Annotated in this window: 18 protein-coding genes; 10 read left to right on the top strand and 8 right to left on the bottom strand. The window is 71.2% G+C overall.

All coding sequences use genetic code 11. The annotated features are described in order from the left end of the window. Positions 1-21 precede the first annotated feature (21 nt). The gene (locus ACZ6KO_RS17050) at positions 22-1,596 is read right to left on the bottom strand and encodes a Na+/H+ antiporter (protein WP_469304742.1); all 1,575 of its coding nucleotides are present in this window, start codon (positions 1,594-1,596) and stop codon (positions 22-24) included. Positions 1,597-1,649: 53 nt separating this feature from the next. Here ACZ6KO_RS17050 and ACZ6KO_RS17045 point away from each other — a divergent pair, with 53 nt between their 5' ends. The 3 genes from ACZ6KO_RS17045 to ACZ6KO_RS17035 all read left to right on the top strand — a co-directional run bounded on the left by ACZ6KO_RS17045 (position 1,650) and on the right by ACZ6KO_RS17035 (position 3,592). Then, positions 1,650-1,910 (top strand): UBP-type zinc finger domain-containing protein, encoded by a 261-nt coding sequence (locus tag ACZ6KO_RS17045; protein ID WP_469304741.1) that lies wholly within the window; start codon positions 1,650-1,652, stop codon positions 1,908-1,910. A gap of 288 nt (positions 1,911-2,198) precedes the next feature. Beyond that, positions 2,199-2,612 carry an ATP-binding protein gene (locus tag ACZ6KO_RS17040; protein WP_401454276.1) on the top strand — a complete coding sequence of 138 codons (414 nt, stop codon included), beginning with the start codon at positions 2,199-2,201 and terminating at the stop codon, positions 2,610-2,612. A 65-nt stretch (positions 2,613-2,677) separates the two neighbouring features. Then, complete coding sequence (locus ACZ6KO_RS17035) at positions 2,678-3,592, top strand: RNA polymerase sigma factor SigF (protein WP_469305000.1); 915 nt, start codon at positions 2,678-2,680, stop codon at positions 3,590-3,592. 39 nt (positions 3,593-3,631) lie between these two features. Here ACZ6KO_RS17035 and ACZ6KO_RS17030 read toward each other — a convergent pair whose 3' ends face one another. Continuing rightward, positions 3,632-4,144 (bottom strand): hypothetical protein, encoded by a 513-nt coding sequence (locus ACZ6KO_RS17030; protein ID WP_469304740.1) that lies wholly within the window; start codon positions 4,142-4,144, stop codon positions 3,632-3,634. A gap of 84 nt (positions 4,145-4,228) precedes the next feature. Between ACZ6KO_RS17030 and ACZ6KO_RS17025 the strand changes: the two genes are divergently transcribed. Together ACZ6KO_RS17025 and ACZ6KO_RS17020 are read left to right on the top strand one after the other, a co-directional pair. Further along, positions 4,229-5,197 carry a diacylglycerol/lipid kinase family protein gene (locus ACZ6KO_RS17025; RefSeq protein ID WP_469304739.1) on the top strand — a complete coding sequence of 323 codons (969 nt, stop codon included), beginning with the start codon at positions 4,229-4,231 and terminating at the stop codon, positions 5,195-5,197. A gap of 317 nt (positions 5,198-5,514) precedes the next feature. Next, complete coding sequence (locus ACZ6KO_RS17020; RefSeq protein WP_004937597.1) at positions 5,515-5,772, top strand: WhiB family transcriptional regulator; 258 nt, start codon at positions 5,515-5,517, stop codon at positions 5,770-5,772. Positions 5,773-5,922: 150 nt separating this feature from the next. Here ACZ6KO_RS17020 and ACZ6KO_RS17015 read toward each other — a convergent pair whose 3' ends face one another. Continuing rightward, entirely contained in the window at positions 5,923-7,392 is a 1,470-nt protein-coding gene (locus ACZ6KO_RS17015) for a sensor histidine kinase (RefSeq protein WP_401454288.1), read from the bottom strand. Between the two features lie 413 nt (positions 7,393-7,805). After that, a complete protein-coding gene (locus tag ACZ6KO_RS17010) occupies positions 7,806-8,312 on the bottom strand; it encodes a TetR family transcriptional regulator C-terminal domain-containing protein (RefSeq protein ID WP_469304738.1) in 507 nt (168 codons plus the stop codon). On the opposite strand from ACZ6KO_RS17010, the gene ACZ6KO_RS17005 reads away from it, so the two are divergent. Next, entirely contained in the window at positions 8,232-8,966 is a 735-nt protein-coding gene (locus tag ACZ6KO_RS17005) for an SDR family oxidoreductase (protein ID WP_469304999.1), read from the top strand. The two genes, ACZ6KO_RS17010 and ACZ6KO_RS17005, sit on opposite strands and share 81 nt — an antisense overlap. Positions 8,967-9,130: 164 nt before the next feature. Then, positions 9,131-9,916, top strand: coding sequence for a glucosamine-6-phosphate deaminase (nagB, locus tag ACZ6KO_RS17000; protein WP_469304998.1), 786 nt, complete (start codon positions 9,131-9,133; stop codon positions 9,914-9,916). A gap of 363 nt (positions 9,917-10,279) precedes the next feature. On the opposite strand, the gene ACZ6KO_RS16995 is transcribed toward nagB, so the two are convergent. The 4 genes from ACZ6KO_RS16995 to ACZ6KO_RS16980 form a co-directional block, all read right to left on the bottom strand. Next, complete coding sequence (locus tag ACZ6KO_RS16995; protein ID WP_469304737.1) at positions 10,280-11,773, bottom strand: glycoside hydrolase family 3 protein; 1,494 nt, start codon at positions 11,771-11,773, stop codon at positions 10,280-10,282. Between the two features lie 8 nt (positions 11,774-11,781). After that, complete coding sequence (locus tag ACZ6KO_RS16990) at positions 11,782-12,618, bottom strand: carbohydrate ABC transporter permease (RefSeq protein ID WP_469304997.1); 837 nt, start codon at positions 12,616-12,618, stop codon at positions 11,782-11,784. A 59-nt stretch (positions 12,619-12,677) separates the two neighbouring features. Continuing rightward, the gene (locus ACZ6KO_RS16985) at positions 12,678-13,703 is read right to left on the bottom strand and encodes a carbohydrate ABC transporter permease (RefSeq protein WP_469304736.1); all 1,026 of its coding nucleotides are present in this window, start codon (positions 13,701-13,703) and stop codon (positions 12,678-12,680) included. A gap of 139 nt (positions 13,704-13,842) precedes the next feature. Next, positions 13,843-15,126, bottom strand: coding sequence for an extracellular solute-binding protein (locus ACZ6KO_RS16980; protein ID WP_469304735.1), 1,284 nt, complete (start codon positions 15,124-15,126; stop codon positions 13,843-13,845). A gap of 293 nt (positions 15,127-15,419) precedes the next feature. Between ACZ6KO_RS16980 and ACZ6KO_RS16975 the strand changes: the two genes are divergently transcribed. The 3 genes from ACZ6KO_RS16975 (at position 15,420) to ACZ6KO_RS16965 (ending at position 18,743) form a co-directional block, all read left to right on the top strand. Continuing rightward, on the top strand, positions 15,420-16,184 hold the full coding sequence (locus tag ACZ6KO_RS16975; RefSeq protein WP_401454634.1) for a GntR family transcriptional regulator: 765 nt from the start codon (positions 15,420-15,422) through the stop codon (positions 16,182-16,184). 109 nt (positions 16,185-16,293) lie between these two features. Continuing rightward, on the top strand, positions 16,294-18,552 hold the full coding sequence (locus tag ACZ6KO_RS16970) for a carbon starvation CstA family protein (protein ID WP_469304996.1): 2,259 nt from the start codon (positions 16,294-16,296) through the stop codon (positions 18,550-18,552). Then, positions 18,549-18,743: a YbdD/YjiX family protein gene (locus tag ACZ6KO_RS16965; RefSeq protein ID WP_469304734.1), complete on the top strand. Its 195-nt coding sequence runs from the start codon at positions 18,549-18,551 to the stop codon at positions 18,741-18,743. The genes ACZ6KO_RS16970 and ACZ6KO_RS16965 overlap by 4 nt, the downstream gene beginning before the upstream one ends. Positions 18,744-18,804 lie beyond the last annotated feature (61 nt).

Genomic DNA, 18,804 nt, shown 5'->3' with positions numbered 1-18,804 from the left:
CGGAAGAGACGGCCCAGACCGTCAGGACTCCTCGCGGAACGCCGCCGCCTCTTCCAGGTCCAGGCGGCGCAGCAACGTGCGGAGCATCTCGTCGTCGATCCGCCGCCGGTCCCGCAGGGACACGAACACCTCCCGCTCCGCCGCGATCATCTCCCGCGACAGCCGCCGGTAGACGTCGTCCGCCGACTCCCCCGTCACCGGGTTGGTCTCCCCCAGCCGTTCCCACACCGCGTTGCGCCGCCGCTCCAGCACCGTCCGCAGGCGGTCCGCCAGCGGCGGCGGCAGCGCGTTGGCCGGGTCGGCCAGGAGTTCCGTCAGGCGTTCGTCCGCCGCGCGGGACGCCTCGCTCTGCGCCTGCGCCTCCGCGAGCGTCTCCGCCTGCACGTCCCGCGGCGGCAGCCGCAGCGCCCTGATCAGCGGCGGCAGCGTCAGGCCCTGGACCACCAGCGTGCCGATCACCGTCGTGAAGGTGATGAAGAGGATCAGGTTCCGGTACGGCACGTCCATCGGGATCGAGAAGGCGATGGCGAGCGAGACCACGCCGCGCATGCCCGCCCAGCCCACGATCACCGGCGCCTTCCAGGTGGTGTCCGGTTCCCGTTCCCGCACCCGTGGCGAGATCCGGGGCAGGAACGTCGCCGGGAACACCCACACGTAGCGCGAGACCACCACCGCCAGGAACACCGCGAGCGCGTACCACGCGGCGGGCAGCCCCTCGTCCACCCCGAGGCCCTGGAGGACCACCGGCAGCTGGAGCCCGATCAGCGCGAAGACCACCGACTCCAGGACGAAGGCGACCATCCGCCACACCGCCTCCTCCTGGAGCCGCGTCGCGAAGTCGACCTGCCAGTTGCGGTGGCCCAGGTACAGCGCCACCACCACGACCGCCAGCACGCCCGAGGCGTGCACCCGCTCCGCGACCGCGTACGCCACGAACGGGATCAGCAGCGACAGCGTGTTCTGCAGCAGCGGCTCCCTCAGCCGGGTCCGCAGGTGGTGGATCGGGACCATCAGCAGCAGGCCCACGCCCACCCCGCCCACCGACGCCAGCAGGAACTCCGCGATCCCGCCCGCCCAGCCGATGCCCTCGCCGACCACCGCCGCCAGCGCCACCTTGTACGCGGTGATGGCGGTCGCGTCGTTCACCAGCGACTCGCCCTGCAGGATCGTCGTGATCCGCGGCGGCAGGCGCAGGCGCCGCGCGATCGCGGTCGCCGCGACCGCGTCCGGCGGGGCGACCACGGCGCCCAGGACCAGCGCCACGGTCAGGGGCATGCCCGGCACGACCAGGTACGCCACGTACCCGACCGTGAGCGTCGCGAAGAGCACGTAGCCGACCGAGAGCAGCGCCACCGGCCGCCAGTTCTTGCGCAGGTCCAGGTACGAGGAGTCCACCGCCGCCGTGTACAGCAGCGGGGGCAGCAGCAGCGGCAGCACGATGTGCGGGTCGAGGACGTACGACGGCACCCCGGGCACGTACGAGGCGAGCAGCCCCACCGCGACCAGCAACAGCGGCGCCGGCACCGGCGTGCGGCGGGCCAGGCCCGCCACGGCGGCACTGCCCGCCACCAGCGCCACCAGCTGCAATACCTCCATCGAAGATCCATCCTCGTCCGTCGGGGGCGGCCGCACTGCGTAACCTGGCCATCATGAGCGAGTGCCCCCACGTTGCCGAACTGGCGCGCCCCGAACCGGTCCCGTCCGCCCAGACCTGTACGGAATGTCTGGCACTGGGCAGCCACCCGGTCCAGCTCCGGATGTGCCTGGAGTGCGGATTCGTCGGCTGCTGCGACTCCTCGCCGCACCGGCACGCCACCGCGCACCACCACGACAGCGGCCACCCGGTGATGCGCAGCTTCGAGCCCGGCGAGACGTGGCGCTGGTGCTACGTCGACGGTTCGATCGTCTGACGAACGCCCGGCGGGAACGCGGCGGGAACCCGGCGGGACCGCGGCCGCGAACGCGGGCGGGAAGGTACGGGAGGAACGGACGGTTCGAATGCGTGCGGCGGGGTAGGTCAACCCTCCGCCGGTTCCCCCGATTTGGGCCCGCAGACCCCTAGCCACTGTGTGTGCCCATGGGCTTACCATCGGTCACTGGCCGCCGGGGCGGGGCCACCGCGAGGGGGGCCGCGACACGATCGCCCGGATCGCGATAGCGTCACGGCGAACAGAGCTCGTACCACCTTGGAGGTGAGGGTGTCCCAGATCGCAGGCGAGCCCGGGACCCAGGACTTCGTCGAAGTCCGGCTGCCGGCCGCGGGTGCCTACCTGTCGGTGCTGCGCACGGCCACCGCCGGCCTCGCGGCACGATTGGACTTCACCCTCGACGAGATCGAGGACCTGCGCATCGCGGTGGACGAGGCGTGCGCGATCCTGCTCCAGCAGGCCGTACCCGGCTCCGTCCTCAGCTGCGTGTTCCGGCTGATCGAGGATTCACTGGAGGTGACCGTCTCGGCACCGACCACCGACGGCCGCGCCCCGGAGCGCGACACGTTCGCGTGGACCGTCCTGTCGGCGCTGGCCGGCAAGGTGGAGTCCACGGTCGAGGAGGACCGTACGGTCAGCATCAGCCTCTACAAACAGCGCGGCGCGGGACCAGGCCCGGCGTGAGCGGCGGGGAGACCCCGGTACGGGGCGGGGAGCGGCCCCGGGTACGCCACGAGGTCGACGGCGGTATTCCGGTTCAGCCCGCCCGGCCGCACCCGGCCGAGACGGATGCGGAAGACGGCTTTGCGGAAGACGGCTTTTTGGACTCGGCGGAGCGACGGGCGGGCCCTATGAGCGAGAACCAGCACGAGCGGCACGAACAGCCACAACCACCGGCGGCGCACGATCCGCGCGACCGCAGCGGCGCGCGGGCGCTCTTCCTGGAGCTGCGGGCGCTGCCCGAGGGCTCCCCGGAGCGGGCCGAGCTGCGCAACCGGCTGGTGCGGATGCACCTGCCGCTGGTCGAGCACCTGGCGCGGCGCTTCCGCAACCGCGGCGAGCCGCTGGACGACCTCACGCAGGTCGCCACGATCGGCCTGATCAAGTCGGTGGACCGGTTCGACCCGGACCGCGGGGTCGAGTTCTCGACGTACGCCACCCCGACGGTGGTCGGCGAGATCAAGCGGCACTTCCGGGACAAGGGCTGGGCGGTACGGGTGCCCCGGCGGCTCCAGGAGCTGCGGCTGGCCCTGACCACGGCCACGGCGGAGCTGTCCCAGCAGCACGGGCGCTCGCCGACCGTGCACGAGCTGGCGGAGCGGCTGGGGATCTCCGAGGAGGAGGTGCTGGAGGGGCTGGAATCGGCCAATGCCTACAGCACGCTGTCCCTGGACGTGCCGGACACGGACGACGAGTCGCCGGCGGTCGCGGACACGCTCGGCGCGGAGGACGAGGCGCTGGAGGGCGTCGAGTACCGCGAATCGCTCAAGCCGCTGCTGGAGGGCCTGCCGCCGCGGGAGAAGCGGATCCTGCTGCTGCGCTTCTTCGGCAACATGACCCAGTCCCAGATCGCGCAGGAGGTCGGCATCTCCCAGATGCACGTCTCGCGCCTGCTGGCCCGCACCCTGGCCCAGCTCCGCGAGAAGCTCCTGGTCGAGGAGTAGGGACCGAGGAGCAGGGACGTAGTGGTGGAGGGCGGTCCCTCAGGACCGGCCCTCGATCCCCAGGGCCTCGGTCGCCCCCGGGTTCACGAGGAGGGCGACGACGGCCACGGCCGCGAGGGCCAGGGCGACCGCGGCGGCGATCATCGCGCCGCCGGTCGTCCACAGGGTCCAGGCCACCGGCATCGCCAGCAGCTGGGTCATCAGCGCCGGGCCGCGGCTCCAGCGGCGGCCCAGGCGCAGCCCGCGGGCCGCGATCAGCGGCAGGGCGGCGAGGGCGAGCAGGGTGATGCCGCCGGTCTCGGCCTGCTGCGGGGAGTCCGGGTCACCGGCGATGCCCACGAAGAGCATGTAGACACCGAGGCCGGCCAGGGCGAGGCCCTCCAGGGCGGTGAGCACGGCGGCCGCGGTCAGCCGGCCGGGGAGGGCGGCGGTGACCGTGGCGGCTGCCGGAGCGGCGGGCGCGGCCGGCTTCGCGGTGCCGGGGTTCGCGGCGCGGGGCTTCGCGGTGCGGGAATTCCCGGTGCGGGGCTTGGGGGGCTGCTTCTTGCTCACTCCAGCAGGGTAGCCGCGCGGCATGGTCCCACGAGGGGACGGCCCGTATGGGAGGCGTAACACGGGGTGGGTAATGTGGCGGTCATGCGTGCACTTCTCGTGGCCAACCCAGCAGCGACGACCACCAGTGCGCGCACGCGCGACGTCCTCATCCATGCCCTGGCCAGCGAGATGAAGCTGGACGCGGTGACCACCGAGTACCGCGGGCACGCCCGGGACCTGGGCCGCAAGGCGGCGGAGAGCGACGACATCGACCTCGTGGTGGCGCTCGGCGGGGACGGCACGGTCAACGAGGTCGTGAACGGGCTGCTGCACGACGGCCCCGATCCGGAGCGCCGGCCGCGGCTGGCGGTCGTACCGGGCGGGTCGACGAACGTCTTCGCGCGCGCCCTGGGGCTGCCCAACGACGCCGTCGAGGCGACCGGCGCCCTGCTGGACGCGCTGCGCGAGCGGCGCGAGCGCACGGTCGGGCTGGGGCTCGCGGCCGGCACCCCGGGCTCGGACGACGAGGCGGTTCCGCCGCGCTGGTTCACCTTCTGCGCGGGCTTCGGCTTCGACGCGGGCGTGGTGGGCCGGGTCGAGCAGCAGCGCGAGAAGGGGAAGCGTTCGACGCACGCCCTCTACGTACGGCAGCTCGTGCGTCAGTTCCTGGAAGAGCCCAACCGGAGGCACGGCACGGTCACGCTGGAGCGCCCCGGGGCGGATCCCGTACCGGACCTCGTGCTGTCGATAGTGTGCAACACGTCACCTTGGACGTTTCTGGGGAATCGCCCGCTTTACGCCTCTCCCGAGGCGTCCTTCGACACCGCACTTGACGTGCTGGCGCTCAATCGTTTGTCAACTCCGGCCGCCGCGCGCTACGCGACACAGCTCCTGACCTCGACTCCTGAGCGCGGCCCGCACGGCAAGCACGCGGTGTCTCTGCACGATCTGACCGACTTCACCTTGCATTCGAAGGTTCCTCTTCCGTTCCAGATGGACGGAGACCACCTCGGTCTGCGCACCAGCGTTCAGTTCACAGGCGTTCGCCGTGCACTGCGTGTGATTGTGTGAGTGGAAGACCCTAAAGTCCTTTCAGTCGAACGTTTAGACGCCGGTCCACCCCCAAGAAGTACGGCTGTGACCTAGTAGACACCGACGAATCAAAAAAAACTTTCCGGAAGGGGTTGTATCCCCGTCCGAGGTTTGCGAATCTCTACATGGCGATCGGGACAGCCCGCAGGACCCGGCACCCATGACCGCCAGAACCCCCTCCACGAATCGGACTCACATCCAGGCAACTGGCTGTCGGCCCTTCCCTCGTGAGGGGATTCGTGAAAGCGTTCACATTCACAAGCAACGTGCATGTCACATCAAGAGAGGTAGCAGCCATGGACTGGCGTCACAACGCCGTTTGTCGTGAGGAAGACCCCGAGCTGTTCTTCCCCATCGGCAACACCGGTCCTGCGCTGCTGCAGATCGAGGAAGCCAAGGCCGTCTGCCGCCGCTGCCCCGTCATGGAGCAGTGCCTGCAGTGGGCGCTCGAGTCCGGCCAGGACTCCGGCGTCTGGGGCGGCCTCAGCGAGGACGAGCGCCGCGCGATGAAGCGCCGCGCCGCTCGCAATCGGGCGCGCAACGCGACCGCCTGACATCGACTTTCGAGCCTCGAGCCGCAGCGCGTAGCACCCATATAGCGCTCAGCAACGTGCTCTTGAGCCCCGGACTGGTTACCTTCGGTCCGGGGCTCAGTGCTGTGCGGGGCAGGGCGCCGCTACAGAGCGTGACGGGCCGTGCGGCCGCTACTTCTGCGGGCTCGCCGGGACGTCCAGGACGACCTTGGTGCCGCGCGACTCGCCCGCCACCATGTCGAACGTGCCGCCGAGCTCGCCCTCGACCAGGGTGCGGACGATCTGCAGCCCCAGGTTGCCGGCCCGCTGCGGATCGAAGCCCTCGGGCAGGCCGCGGCCGTCGTCGGTCACCGTGATCAGCAGCCGCGCGTCGTCGCGGCGGGTGCCGCTGCGGACCGCCGTGACCTCGACCGTGCCCCGCTCCCCCGGTGCGAAGGCGTGCTCCAGGGCGTTCTGGAGGATCTCGGTCAGGACCATCGACAGCGGAGTGGCGACCTCCGCGTCCAGGATCCCGAAGCGGCCCAGGCGCCGGCAGTCCACCTTGCCCGGGGAGATCTCCGCGACCATCGCGATGACCCGGTCGGCGATCTCGTCGAACTCGACCCGCTCGTCCAGGTTCTGGGACAGCGTCTCATGCACGATCGCGATCGAACCGACCCGGCGCACGGCCTCGTTGAGCGCTTCCCGGCCCTGGTCGGAATCCATCCGGCGGGCCTGCAGGCGCAGCAGCGCGGCCACCGTCTGGAGGTTGTTCTTCACCCGGTGGTGGATCTCCCGGATGGTCGCGTCCTTGGTGATCAACTCCCGTTCGCGACGGCGCAGTTCGGTGACGTCCCGGCACAGCACCAGGGAGCCGATGCGGGTCCCCTTGGGCTTGAGCGGGATCGCCCGCAGCTGGATGACGCCGCCGTTGCCCTCGACCTCGGTCTCGCGCGGGGCCCAGCCGCTGGCGAGCTTGACCAGCGCCTCGTCGACCGGGCCGCGCGAGGGCGCCAGCTCGGCGGTGGTGGTGCCCAGGTGCTGGCCGACCAGGTCGGCGGCCAGGCCCAGGCGGTGGTAGGCGGAGAGCGCGTTCGGCGAGGCGTACGTGACGACGCCGTCGGCGTCGAGGCGGATCAGGCCGTCCCCCACGCGCGGCGAGGCGTCCATGTCGACCTGCTGGCCGGGGTACGGGAAGGTGCCGGCGGCGATCATCTGCGCCAGGTCGGAGGCCGACTGCAGGTACGTGAGCTCCAGCCGGCTCGGGGTCCGGACGGTGAGCAGGTTGGTGTTGCGGGCGATGACGCCGAGGACCCGCCCCTCGCGGCGCACCGGGATCGACTCGACGCGGACCGGCACCTCCTCGCGCCACTCCGGGTCGCCCTCGCGCACGATCCGGCCCTCGTCCAGGGCCGCGTCCAGCAGCGGGCGGCGCCCGCGCGGCACCAGGTGGCCGACCATGTCGTCCTGGTAGGAGGTGGGCCCGGTGTTCGGGCGCATCTGCGCGACGGAGACGTACCGGGTGCCGTCGAGGGTGGGCACCCACAGCACGAGGTCCGCGAAGGACAGGTCGGAGAGCAGCTGCCACTCCGAGACCAGCAGGTGGAGCCACTCCAGGTCGGTTTCACCGAGAGCGGTGTGCTGGCGTACGAGGTCGTTCATGGAGGGCACGTGTGCGAGCGTACCCCGGGCGCGGACGATGACTTTCCCCACGGGAATACCCATCAGTACCTTTCGCCGCGTACTGTTGGAGGAAGTGACCGACTACGGACGTCCGCAATTGGATGGACAGAACAGATTGGTCTAGTCCACAATGCTGCTGTACGGACTGTCACAGACAGCCGTGGACACAGCTCCGACATGGGCTTCCGCCCTCCCCGCACAGGAGGACGGACGAGGTAAGCCGCGCGCTCTGCCCTGACCGCGCAGGCACCTCCCACCGGCCGCCGGGACCGCACACCCGCCGGCCGTAAGTACTCCGGGCTACGGTGCCGGACGGGTTGAGGGTCCCGTCCCGGCACCGTGGCCCAGAGGAAACGTGCGGGCGAACACGCCCCCTCGCCCCCTCACTTCCCTTACGTCGGCCAGGCGGCCAGGGCCAGCTCCGCCACCGCCGCCAGCTCCTCCCGGCCCGCCCCGTCCCGCGCCTGCTGGGACATCCCCTGCAGAACCGCCCCGACGTAGCGGGCCAGCGCCGCCGCGTCGGTGTCCGCCGGCAGGGTTCCGCAGGCCACGTCGGCCCGGATCCGGCTCTCGAAGGCCGCCAGGTTCGCGTTGCGCCGCCCCTTGAGTTCCTCGGCGACCTCCTCGGCCGTGCAGTTGACGGCCGCGCTGATCACCAGGCAGCCGCGCGGGTGCGCCGGGTCGGTGTAGATCCCGGCCGCCTCGCGCAGGATGCGCGCCACGGCGGCGCGGGCGGTGGGTTCCTCGGCGAGCGCCACGGCCGCGAAGCCGCCGTAGCGACCGGCGTAGGCCGTGACGACCTCGTCGAAGAGCCGGCGCTGGTCACGGGCGGCAGCCGGGGGATCGGCCGGGCCGTCGCGGAGCGGCTGGCCCGCGACGGGGCGCTGGTCGCGGTGCACTACGGGCGCAACGAGGCGGCCGCGCGGGAGACGGTCGACGCGATCACGGCGGCGGGCGGGCGGGCCTTCGCGATCGGCGCGGAGCTCGGCGTACCGGGGGACGCGGAGGCGCTGTGGGCGGCGTACGACGCGCATCCGCTCAGCACGCCGGGGGTGGACGTGCTGGTGAACAACGCGGGGGCGGCGACGTTCGCCTCGATCGCGGACACCGACGAGGAGACCTACGACCGGATGCAGGCCGTCAACGCGAAGGCGCCGTTCTTCGTCATCCAGCACGGGCTGTCCCGGCTGCGCGACGGCGGCCGGATCGTGAACGTGACCGGCACTCCGGACATCGCGCTCCCCGCCATCCTCGCCACGATCGTCGCGAAGGGCGCGGTCAACGCCCTGACGCGGTCACTGGCGGCCGAGCTGGCACCGCGCGGGATCACCGTGAACTCGGTGGGTCCGGGGATCACCGCGACCGACTTGAACGCGGCCTGGCTGGCCGATCCCGCGGCGCGCGCCCACGCCTCCTCCCGTTCGGTGTTCGGGCGGATCGGCACGGTGGAGGAGGTCGCGGACGTGGTGGCCTTCCTGGCGTCGGCGGACTCCCGCTGGGTGACCGGCCAGCATCTGGACGCGACCGGCGGGCTCCAGCTGGCGCTGCTCTGACGGGTGCCCGGCGCCCTCAGGGAGGGCGCCGGGAGGCCGGCGGCACCCGTCCGGACCACCATGGAAGACAGGTGCGCGGTCCCGCCACGGCGGGCTCCCGCTCTGCTAGATTGGTCTATACCACAACCGTGCTCCCCTCACCTCTCCAGATCGGCAGGCCCAGCGTGGAAGTTGTCATCGTCCCGGACGCCAAGGCAGGCGGCGAGCTCATCGCGGAGGCCATGGCCGCCCTGGTCCGCCGCAAGCCCGACGCCCTGCTGGGCGTGGCGACCGGCTCCACCCCGCTGCCGATCTACCAGGCCCTGGCCGCGAAGGTCCGCGCAGGCGAGGTCGACGCCTCCCGTGCGCGGGTCTGCCAGCTCGACGAGTACGTCGGCCTGCCGGCCGGGCACCCGGAGTCCTACCGGGCGGTCGTGCTGCGCGAGGTCGTCGAGCCGCTGGGCCTGTCCGAGGCCTCGTTCATGGGCCCGGACGGCTCCGCCGAGGACATCGTCGCGGCGTGCGAGGCGTACGACCGGGCGCTCGCGGAGGCGGGCGGCGTGGACCTGCAGCTGCTGGGCATAGGCACCGACGGGCACATCGGCTTCAACGAGCCGTGCTCGTCGCTGGCGTCGCGCACGCGCATCAAGACCCTGACGGAGCAGACGCGGGTGGACAACGCGCGGTTCTTCGACGGCGACCTGGACCAGGTGCCGCATCACGTGATCACGCAGGGCATCGGCACGATCCTGGACGCCCGGCACCTGGTGCTGCTGGCGACCGGCGAGGGCAAGGCGGAGGCGGTGGCGCAGACGGTGGAGGGCCCGCTGTCGGCGCTGGTGCCGGCGTCGGCGCTCCAGTTGCACGCGCATGCGACGGTGGTGGTGGACGAGGCGGCGGCGTCGAAGCTGAAGCTGTCCGACTATTTCCGCCACACGTACACCAACAAGCCGACGTGGCAGGGCCTGTAGCCCCACCGCCCCCGGGGGCCTTGCCCCCGGGACACCCGGGCACGTCAATCGCCGGCGCGGCTGGGTGGGCGGGGCTCCGCCCCGAGCCCCGTACGTGCGCTTCGCGCCCGTACGCTCAAACGCCGCGCGGGCTGGAATTGCCGCTGCGCGGCAACCCAGCCGCGCAGCGGCACCCTTCCGGCGCCACCGGGCGCCATCCCAGCCCCGCCGGCGTTTGAGGCGCGGGGGTGCGGGGGCGGAGCCCCCGAAACCGGCCCACCGGGCGCCATCCCAGCCCCGCCGGCGTGTGAGGCGCGGGGGTGCGGGGGCAGAGCCCCCGGAACCGGGCCGCCGGGTGGCGGGGCCCCGCGGGACCTTGGGTGGCTAGGCCACGCCTGCGATGGCTTCGGCCGCCGCTCGGCCGCAGACCCGGGACGCGCCGTGCGTCGCGACGTGGAAGGCGCCGGTCGGGGCCGCCCGCGGGAGGCCCATCTCGACGACCACCGTGTCCGGCCGGGCCGAGATCAGTTCCGCCACCGCGGCCGCCATCCACGCGTGCCGGTGGGCGTCGCGGACCACGGCGACGATCGTGCGGTCGCCCGCCGCGGCCAGGATGTCCGCCGCGACCGAGCCCTCCGGGTACACCGCCGCCGCCGTGTCCGGCACCAGCGCGGCCAGTTCCGCTGCCACCCCCCACGGCGTCTCGTCGCCCACCGCGATGTTCGCGACCGGCGAGAGCGTGGCCACGTACGGGCGGGAGACCGGCACCGGGGTGCCCGACACCCGCAGCGCGCGGCGGGCCGCCGTGAGGCCGATGCCGGGCGCGCTCCCCTCCTGAAGCGCGCCCGGCGCGGCGTCGACCCGGGCAGCCCGGGTCCAGTCGGCGAGGGCCCGGACCCGGGCGGCGGCGTCGGCGAGCCGCTCCTCGGGCAGGGTCCCCTCGCGTACGGCTTCGACCAGCGCGTCCCGCAGCCGCAGCACGGTGGCCTCGTCGGCCAGCCCGCCCCCGACGCAGATCGCGTCGGCGCCCGCGGCGATGGCCAGCACCGAGCCGCGCTCGATGCCGTAGGTGCCGGCGATGGCGTTCATCTCCATGCCGTCGGTGACGATCAGGCCCTCGTAGCCCAGCTCCTTGCGCAGCAGCCCGGTCAGGATCTGCGGGCTCAGGGTCGCCGGGCGGGTCGGGTCCAGGGCCGGGACCAGGATGTGCGCGCTCATCACGGCCTTGGTGCCCGCCGCGACGGCCGCCCGGAAGGGGACCAGTTCGCGGGCGTACAGGGTGTCGAGGCCCACGTCGATGCGCGGCAGCGCGTGGTGGGAGTCGACGTTGGTGTCGCCGTGGCCGGGGAAGTGCTTGGTGCAGGCGGCCACGCCCGCGGCCTGGAGTCCGCTGACGTACGCGGCGGTGTGCCGGGCCGCGAGGGCCGTGTCGGCGCCGAAGGAGCGCACCCCGATGACCGGGTTGTCGGGGTTGGAGTTGACGTCGGCCGAGGGGGCCCAGTTCAGGTTGACCCCGCAGGCGGCCAGGCGGCGGCCCAGCTCGTGGGCCACGTCCCGGGTCAGGGCGGTGTCGTCCACCGCGCCGAGCGCCAGGTTGCCGGGGAAGCTGGAGCCCTGGCGGACCTCCAGGCGGGTGACGTCGCCGCCCTCCTCGTCGATGGCCACGAGGACGTCGTCGCGCTCGGCCCGCAGCTGCGCGGTGAGCGCGGCGAGCTGCTCCGGCGAGGCGATGTTGCGGCCGAACAGGCCGACGGCGGTCAGGCCCTCGGCGACCTGGCGCAGCAGCCAGGCGGGGGCGGTGGTGCCTTCGAAGCCGGGCTGGAGGACGGCCAGGGCGTCACGTGTCAACGCGGTGGCGCGGTGCGCAAGGACAGTCATGGGTGCCGTTATCCCTTCACGGCGCCGGCGGTCATTCCGCCGACGGCCTTGCGCTGGAGGAAGACGAAGACGATCAGGACCGGGAGCGCGAAGAGCGTGGACGCGGCCATGGTGGCGCCCCAGTCGTTGCCGAAGGCGGTCTGGAACTGGGTCAGCCACAGCGGGAGCGTCTGCGCGGTCTTGTCCTTGTTGAGGATCAGGACCATCGCGAACTCGTTCCAGGCGGTGATGAACCCGAAGAGCGAGGTGGACATCAGGCCGGGGGCGAGCAGCGGGAAGATGACCTTGCGGAAGGCCTGGCCGCGGGTGCAGCCGTCGATCTGGGCGGCCTCCTCCAGCGTCACCGGGACGGCGGCGATGAAGCCGCGCAGGGTCCAGATGGTGAAGGGCAGGACCATCACGAAGTAGATCGCGGTCAGCAGCGGGAGGCTGTTCAGCGTCTCCGCGTCGCGGGCGATCATGTACATCGCGATGACCATGACCTCCCAGGGGGCCATCTGCGCCATCATCACGGCGAGCACCAGGCCCTTGCGGCCCTTGAACTTCATCCGGGCGATGGCGAAGCTCGCGGCGAGGGCGACGAACAGGGCCAGCGCGACGGCGCCGACCGTGACGATCAGGCTGTTGGTGACGTACGTCCAGAACAGGTCGACGCCGGAGGCCTTGGTGAAGTTGTCCACCGTCGGGGTGAAGACGAAGACCGGGTCCTTGGTGAGGATCTCGCCGGACGGCTTGAAGGCCGAGGAGATCATCCAGTAGACCGGGAAGACGAAGACGACGGCGAGGAGCAGCGCGCCGAGGTTCTTGGCGACGGCGGCGGGGCGCACCGGACGGCGGGTGCGCAGCCTCTGGGCGGGCACGGCCCGGTCGGTGGCGGTCGCGGCGGTGCGGGCGGTGGTGGTGCTCACTGCTCCTCCTCCTGCTTCAGGATCAGGCGGAAGTAGAAGGACATGACGACCACGAGCATCAGGATCGTCAGGACGGAGATGGCGGCCGCCAGGCCGTAGTGCTGCTGGGCCTGGCCCTCGATGTAGGCGAAGACCGGGAGGGTCTCGGAGGCGCGGTCGGGTCCGCCGTTCTTCATCGCGTAGACCTGGGTGAAGGCCTTGAAGACCCAGATCACTTCGAGGAACGTCGTGACGAGGAAGAACGGGCGCAGGTTGGGGAAGACGACCTTCCAGAAGGTCTGCCAGCCGTTGGCGCCGTCCATGCGGGCCGCCTCGTACAGCTCGGCGCCGACGGTGGTCAGGCCGGCGTACATGTTGAGGGCGACGAAGGGGATGGAGCCCCAGACGATCAGGATGGCGATGATGACCAGCGTGGACAGGCCGGTCTCGAACCAGTTGTGCTGCTCGAAGCCGGAGAAGCCGAGCGTGCGCATCACCCAGTTCATGACGCCGAACTGCTCGTCGAAGAGCCAGTGGAAGACGGTGACCGAGGCGACGATGGGCATGGCCCAGGCCATGACCAGCGCCAGGGACAGCACCAGGCGCATCCATTTGCCGAGCCGGTTGAGCAGGATGCCGATGAGGCTGCCGATCACCATGATCAACACGACGTTGGCGGCGGTGAAGGCGAAGCTGCGGACGGCGACGGTCCAGAACTGCGCGTCGCCGAGGAGCTCGGTGTAGTTCTTCAGCCCGATGAAGGGGGCCTTGCGCTGGATCAGCTCGATCTTGTTGACCTGCTGGAAGGACAGCAGGACGTTCTTGACGAGCGGGTAGAGCAGCAGGCCGGCGAGGCTGAGGACCGCGGGGGCGACCAGCGCGTACGGCAGCCAGCCGGACGGGAGCGATTTTCTGCCGCCGCGAGGAGACGGGGCGGTGGCGCCGGTCCCGGTGGGGGGCGGCGGCGTCTTGCGCAGCCCGGCGGACGTCGGTGGTGCGTCCTGTGGAGCGCTGGTCCTCGCCCCCTGGGAGTGCACGGTCATGTCGTGGATTCCTCGCGGTCGACCTGTGGAGTCACATGCGCGACCGGGGGTACGGCGGGCGGCGGGCGCCCTCCGTACCCCTGGTCGCGTTCACTGCCCGGACGCGCCGGGGGCAGCCGGTGGTGCGGGTGCTGCCGGGTTACTTGTTGATGCGGGCCGCGATTTCCTTGTCCGCGGCCTCGCCCGCCTTGGCGGCGTCCTCACCCTTCAGGACCTTGGTCATGAACTCCTTGATCGGGTTGGGCTCGGTCTCGACGTTCGCCCAGCCCGGGGTGACCGGGGTGATCTTGCCGTTGACGCCGGCCTTGGCCATCGCCTCGGCGAAGGAGCCCGCGGGGGCGGTGAAGTTCGCGCCGACCTGGTTCGGCAGCAGCGCGCCCTTGGTCTCGGCGGCGTACTTGGTCATCTGGTCCTTGCCGGCGGCCAGGGCCAGCCACTCCTTGGCGAGGTCCTTGTTCTTGGAGCGCTCGGCCACGGCGAGGTTGGAGCCGCCGAGGAAGACGGTGCCGGACTTGTCGGCGGTCTTGCCGGGGATCGGGAAGTAGCCGAAGTCGGCCTCCTTGCCCGCGTCCTTCAGGGCCTTCTCGGCACCGGAGGCCTCCCAGCCCAGGCCGATCCAGGAGGCGACGCCGCCCTTGGGGACGATGTCGGTGGACTGCTGCGGGGTGGCCTCGTCCTTGTCCTTGGGAGCGGTGGAGAAGGACTGGAGCTTCTTGTAGAAGTCCATGGCGGAGGCGGCCTGCGGGGTGCTGAGCTGGCCCTTCCACTTGCCGCCGTCCTTGACGGCGAGGTCGCCGCCCTCGTCCCAGATGAAGCCGGCGAGGACGTACCAGCTCTGGCCCGGGAGGTAGATCGGCTGGGTGGCGGCGTCGGCGGCCTTGAGCTTCTCCAGGCCGGCCACCCACTCGTCGCGGGTCGTGGGCGGGGTGACGCCGGCCTTCGCGTACGCCTTCTTGTCGTAGACCACGACGCGGTTGGCGGCGTACCACGGGGCGGAGTAGAGCTTGCCGTCGATCTCGGCGGAGGCGAGCATGCTCTTCTGCCAGGCGTCGGCGCCGAGCTTGGCCTTGTCGCCGGTCAGGTCGGCGAGGCCGCCGGTGACCGCGTAGCCGGCGGTCTGGGTGTTGCCGAGCTCGATGACGTCCGGCGGGGTGGTCTCGGAGAGGGCGGTGGTGACCTTCTCCTGGATGCCCTTCCACTGCTGGATCTCGACCTTGACCTTGGTGTTCGGGTGCTTGGCCTCGAACTCCTTGTTGACCTCGTCGATCCAGGCCTTCGGCGCGGAGCCGTCCATCACCCAGACGGTGATTTCCTTGTTGCCGTTCGCGTCGGTCTTGCCCTTGTCGTCCCCGCTGTCGCCACACGCCGCCAGGCCGATAACCATGCCCGCGACACCAACCGCCGCGATGAGCTTGCGCTTCACGCCACCCTCCTCAGGGATGCCTGCCTGCACTTCCCTTGCCCGCCGCGATGACATACGCCAAGTACTGCCCGTGGGGCCGGGATCTGATCCATATTGGTTTAGACCAGTACCGGGAGCTTGGCCTAGACCTTTAGGGGTGTCAAGGGTCTAATGAGCGGGGGTCCGGTGCCGTTATAGGACCGACACCTCGGGGAGGGGAGACGTGCGCCCTCACCACCCGTGTCACCATGTGACCGCACATATCGGAGGAGCCGGTGACGGCAGCGAAACTGGAGTCGGGAAGGCGGGCGGCGATGGCCACCGAAGGGGCGTCCGGGGAGCCGGAGGGCGGGGCAGCCACCCGTACCGCGCGTGTGCCCAAGTACTACCGACTCAAGCGGCACTTGCTCGACATGACCGAAACCCTGCCGCCCGGAACGCCGGTGCCGCCGGAGCGCACGCTGGCCGCCGAGTTCGACACCTCCCGCACCACCGTCCGCCAGGCCCTCCAGGAGCTCGTCGTCGAGGGGCGGCTGGAGCGGATCCAGGGCAAGGGGACGTTCGTCGCGAAGCCGAAGGTCTCCCAGGCCCTGCAACTGACCTCCTACACGGAGGACATGCGCGCCCAGGGCCTGGAGCCGACCTCGCAGCTCCTGGACATCGGCTACGTCACCGCCGACGACACCCTCGCCGGGCTGCTCAAGATCGCCACGGGCGGGCGGGTCCTGCGCATCGAGCGGCTGCGGCTGGCCAGCGGCGAGCCGATGGCCATCGAGACCACCCACCTTTCGGCCAAACGCTTCCCGGCGCTGCGCCGTTCGCTGGTCAAGTACACCTCGCTCTACACCGCGCTGGCGGAGGTGTACGACGTCCACCTCGCCGAGGCCGAGGAGACCATCGAGACCTCCCTGGCCACCCCGCGCGAGGCGGGCCTGCTCGGTACGGATGTCGGCCTCCCCATGCTGATGCTCTCCCGGCACTCACTGGACGCCGATGGTGAACCCGTGGAGTGGGTGCGGTCGGTGTACCGCGGAGATCGTTACAAGTTCGTCGCCCGACTCCAGCGCCCCGCCGTCTGAGATACGTAGTTGACTCTCGTACCGCATTGCGGACGGGGGCTTACGTTCACCGGGCAGGCCCCCGTAGATTCCTGCGCTCACGCAGATGATCAACGAGGGGACGAGGATCATGCCGGAACCGGGATCAACAGGCACAGAACGGAACACGGCGGGTCCGGGCGGCGGCACGCCCGGCTCGCCCTCCCCCGCTCCGGGCGCAGCCGGCCGGCTCACGCCGAAGTCGATCGCCGTCTGGTCGCTGGTGGCGCTCGTCGGGGCCGTCGGGTGGGCCGTGCTCGCCCTCTCGCGCGGCGAGGACGTCTCGGCGGCCTGGATGCTGGCCGCGGCGCTGGGCTCGTACGCCATCGCCTACCGCTTCTACTCGCGCTTCATCGCGCACCGGGTGCTCAGGGTCGACAAGACCCGGGCGACGCCGGCCGAACGCCTTGACAACGGTGTCGACTTCCACCCGACGGACCGCCGGGTGCTCTTCGGCCACCACTTCGCCGCCGTCGCGGGCGCGGGTCCGCTGGTCGGCCCGGTGCTCGCCGCCCAGATGGGCTACCTGCCGGGGACCATCTGGATCGTCGCCGGCGTGATCTTCGCGGGCGCCGTGCAGGACATGGTCACGCTCTTCTTCTCCACCCGCCGCGACGGCCGCTCGCTCGGCCAGATGGCGCGGGACGAGATCGGCCCGTTCGGCGGGGCGGCCGCGCTGATCGCGGTGTTCGCCATCATGATCATCCTGCTGGCCGTGCTCGCGCTCGTCATCGTCAACGCCCTCGCCCACTCCCCGTGGGGCGTGTTCTCCATCGGCATGACCATCCCGATCGCCCTCTTCATGGGCGTCTACCTGCGCGTGCTGCGGCCGGGCCGGGTCACCGAGGTCTCGCTCATCGGCGTGGTGCTGCTGCTCCTCGCGATCGTCGCGGGCGGCTGGGTCGCGGAGTCCTCCTGGGCGGAGTTCTTCACGCTCAAGCCGACCACCCTGGTCATCTGGATGGTCGCGTACGGCTTCCTGGCCTCCGTACTGCCGGTGTGGCTGCTGCTGGCGCCGCGCGACTACCTGTCCACCTTCATGAAGGTCGGCACGATCGCGATGATGGCCGCCGGTGTGGCCATCGCGATGCCGACGCTGAAGATGGACGCGGTCACCTCCTTCGCCAGCCGCGGCGACGGCCCGGTCTTCGCCGGGTCGATGTTCCCGTTCGTCTTCATCACCATCGCCTGCGGCGCGCTCTCCGGCTTCCACTCCCTGGTCTCCTCGGGCACCACCCCGAAGATGGTCCAGAAGGAGACCCAGATCCGGATGATCGGCTACGGGTCGATGCTGACCGAGTCCTTCGTCGCCATCATGGCGATGATCGCGGCCTGCATCATCGAGCCGGGCCTGTTCTTCGCGGTCAACTCGCCCGCCGGCATGGTCGGCACCACCGTGCAGTCCGCCTCCGAGGCGATCGCGGGCATGGGCTTCACGATCTCCCCGGAGCAGCTCGCACAGGCCGCCAAGGACGTCGAGGAGGCCAGCCTGCTCTCCCGTACGGGCGGCGCGCCGACGTTCGCACTCGGAATGTCGGAGATCTTCTCGTCCGTGTTCGGCGGGGCGTCGATGAAGGCGTTCTGGTACCACTTCGCGATCATGTTCGAGGCGCTGTTCATCCTCACCACCCTGGACGCGGGCACCCGGGTGGGCCGGTTCATGCTCCAGGACATGCTGGGCAACGTCTACAAGCCGTTCAAGCAGATCAGCTGGAAGCCCGGTGTGTGGCTCGCGAGCGCGCTGGTCGTCGGCGCGTGGGGCTACTTCCTGTGGGTCGGCGTGAAGGACCCGCTGGGCGGCATCAACCAGCTCTTCCCGCTGTTCGGGATCGCGAACCAGCTGCTGGCCGCCGTCGCGCTGGCCGTGTGCACCACCCTGCTGGTGAAGTCCGGGCGGCTGCGGTTCGCCTGGGTGACGGCGGTCCCGCTGGCCTGGGACGCGGCGGTCACGCTCAGCGCGAGCTGGATGAAGGTCTTCTCCGAGGACCCGCGCGTGGGCTTCTTCGCGCAGCGCGACAAGTACCAGGCCGGCATCGACGCCGACAAGGTGCTGCCGCCCGCCAAGACCATGGACGACATGCACACCGTCGTCACCAACTCCACGGTCGACGGCGTGCTCTCGGCGCTGTTCGCCGTGCTGATCATCATCGTGCTGGTGGACGCGGCCCGGGTCTGCTTCAAGGCCATCGCCAGCCCCGAGACGGTACGGCTCTCCGAGGTGCCGTGGACCGAGTCGAAGATCGTCGCACCGGCCGGGCTCTTCCCGACGGCGGAGGAGAAGGCGGAGCTGGCCGCGGCCGGCCTCGACGACTCCGGCGGCGGCAAGGTCAAGGAACCGGTGTCCTCGTGAGCGTGCGGGCAGCGCTCGCCCGGGTCCGGTACTTCGTCCGCGAGTTCTCGGGCGAGGCGGCGTACGACCGGTACGTCGCCCACGCCCGCGCGCACGACCCGGGGACGGAGGTCATGACCCGGCGGGCCTTCGAGCGGGCCCGCACCGACGCCCGCGAGGCGGACCCGCGGGAGGGCTTCCGCTGCTGCTGAACGGCCACGCGAAGGGCCCCGCCGGGCGTACCGGCGGGGCCCTTCGCGGTGCGGGGGGGGC

The organism is Streptomyces sp. NPDC042102, from assembly GCF_055582305.1.
The sequence above is the reverse complement of the archived record's forward strand: the minus strand, read 5'-3'. Positions and strand labels throughout refer to the sequence as shown.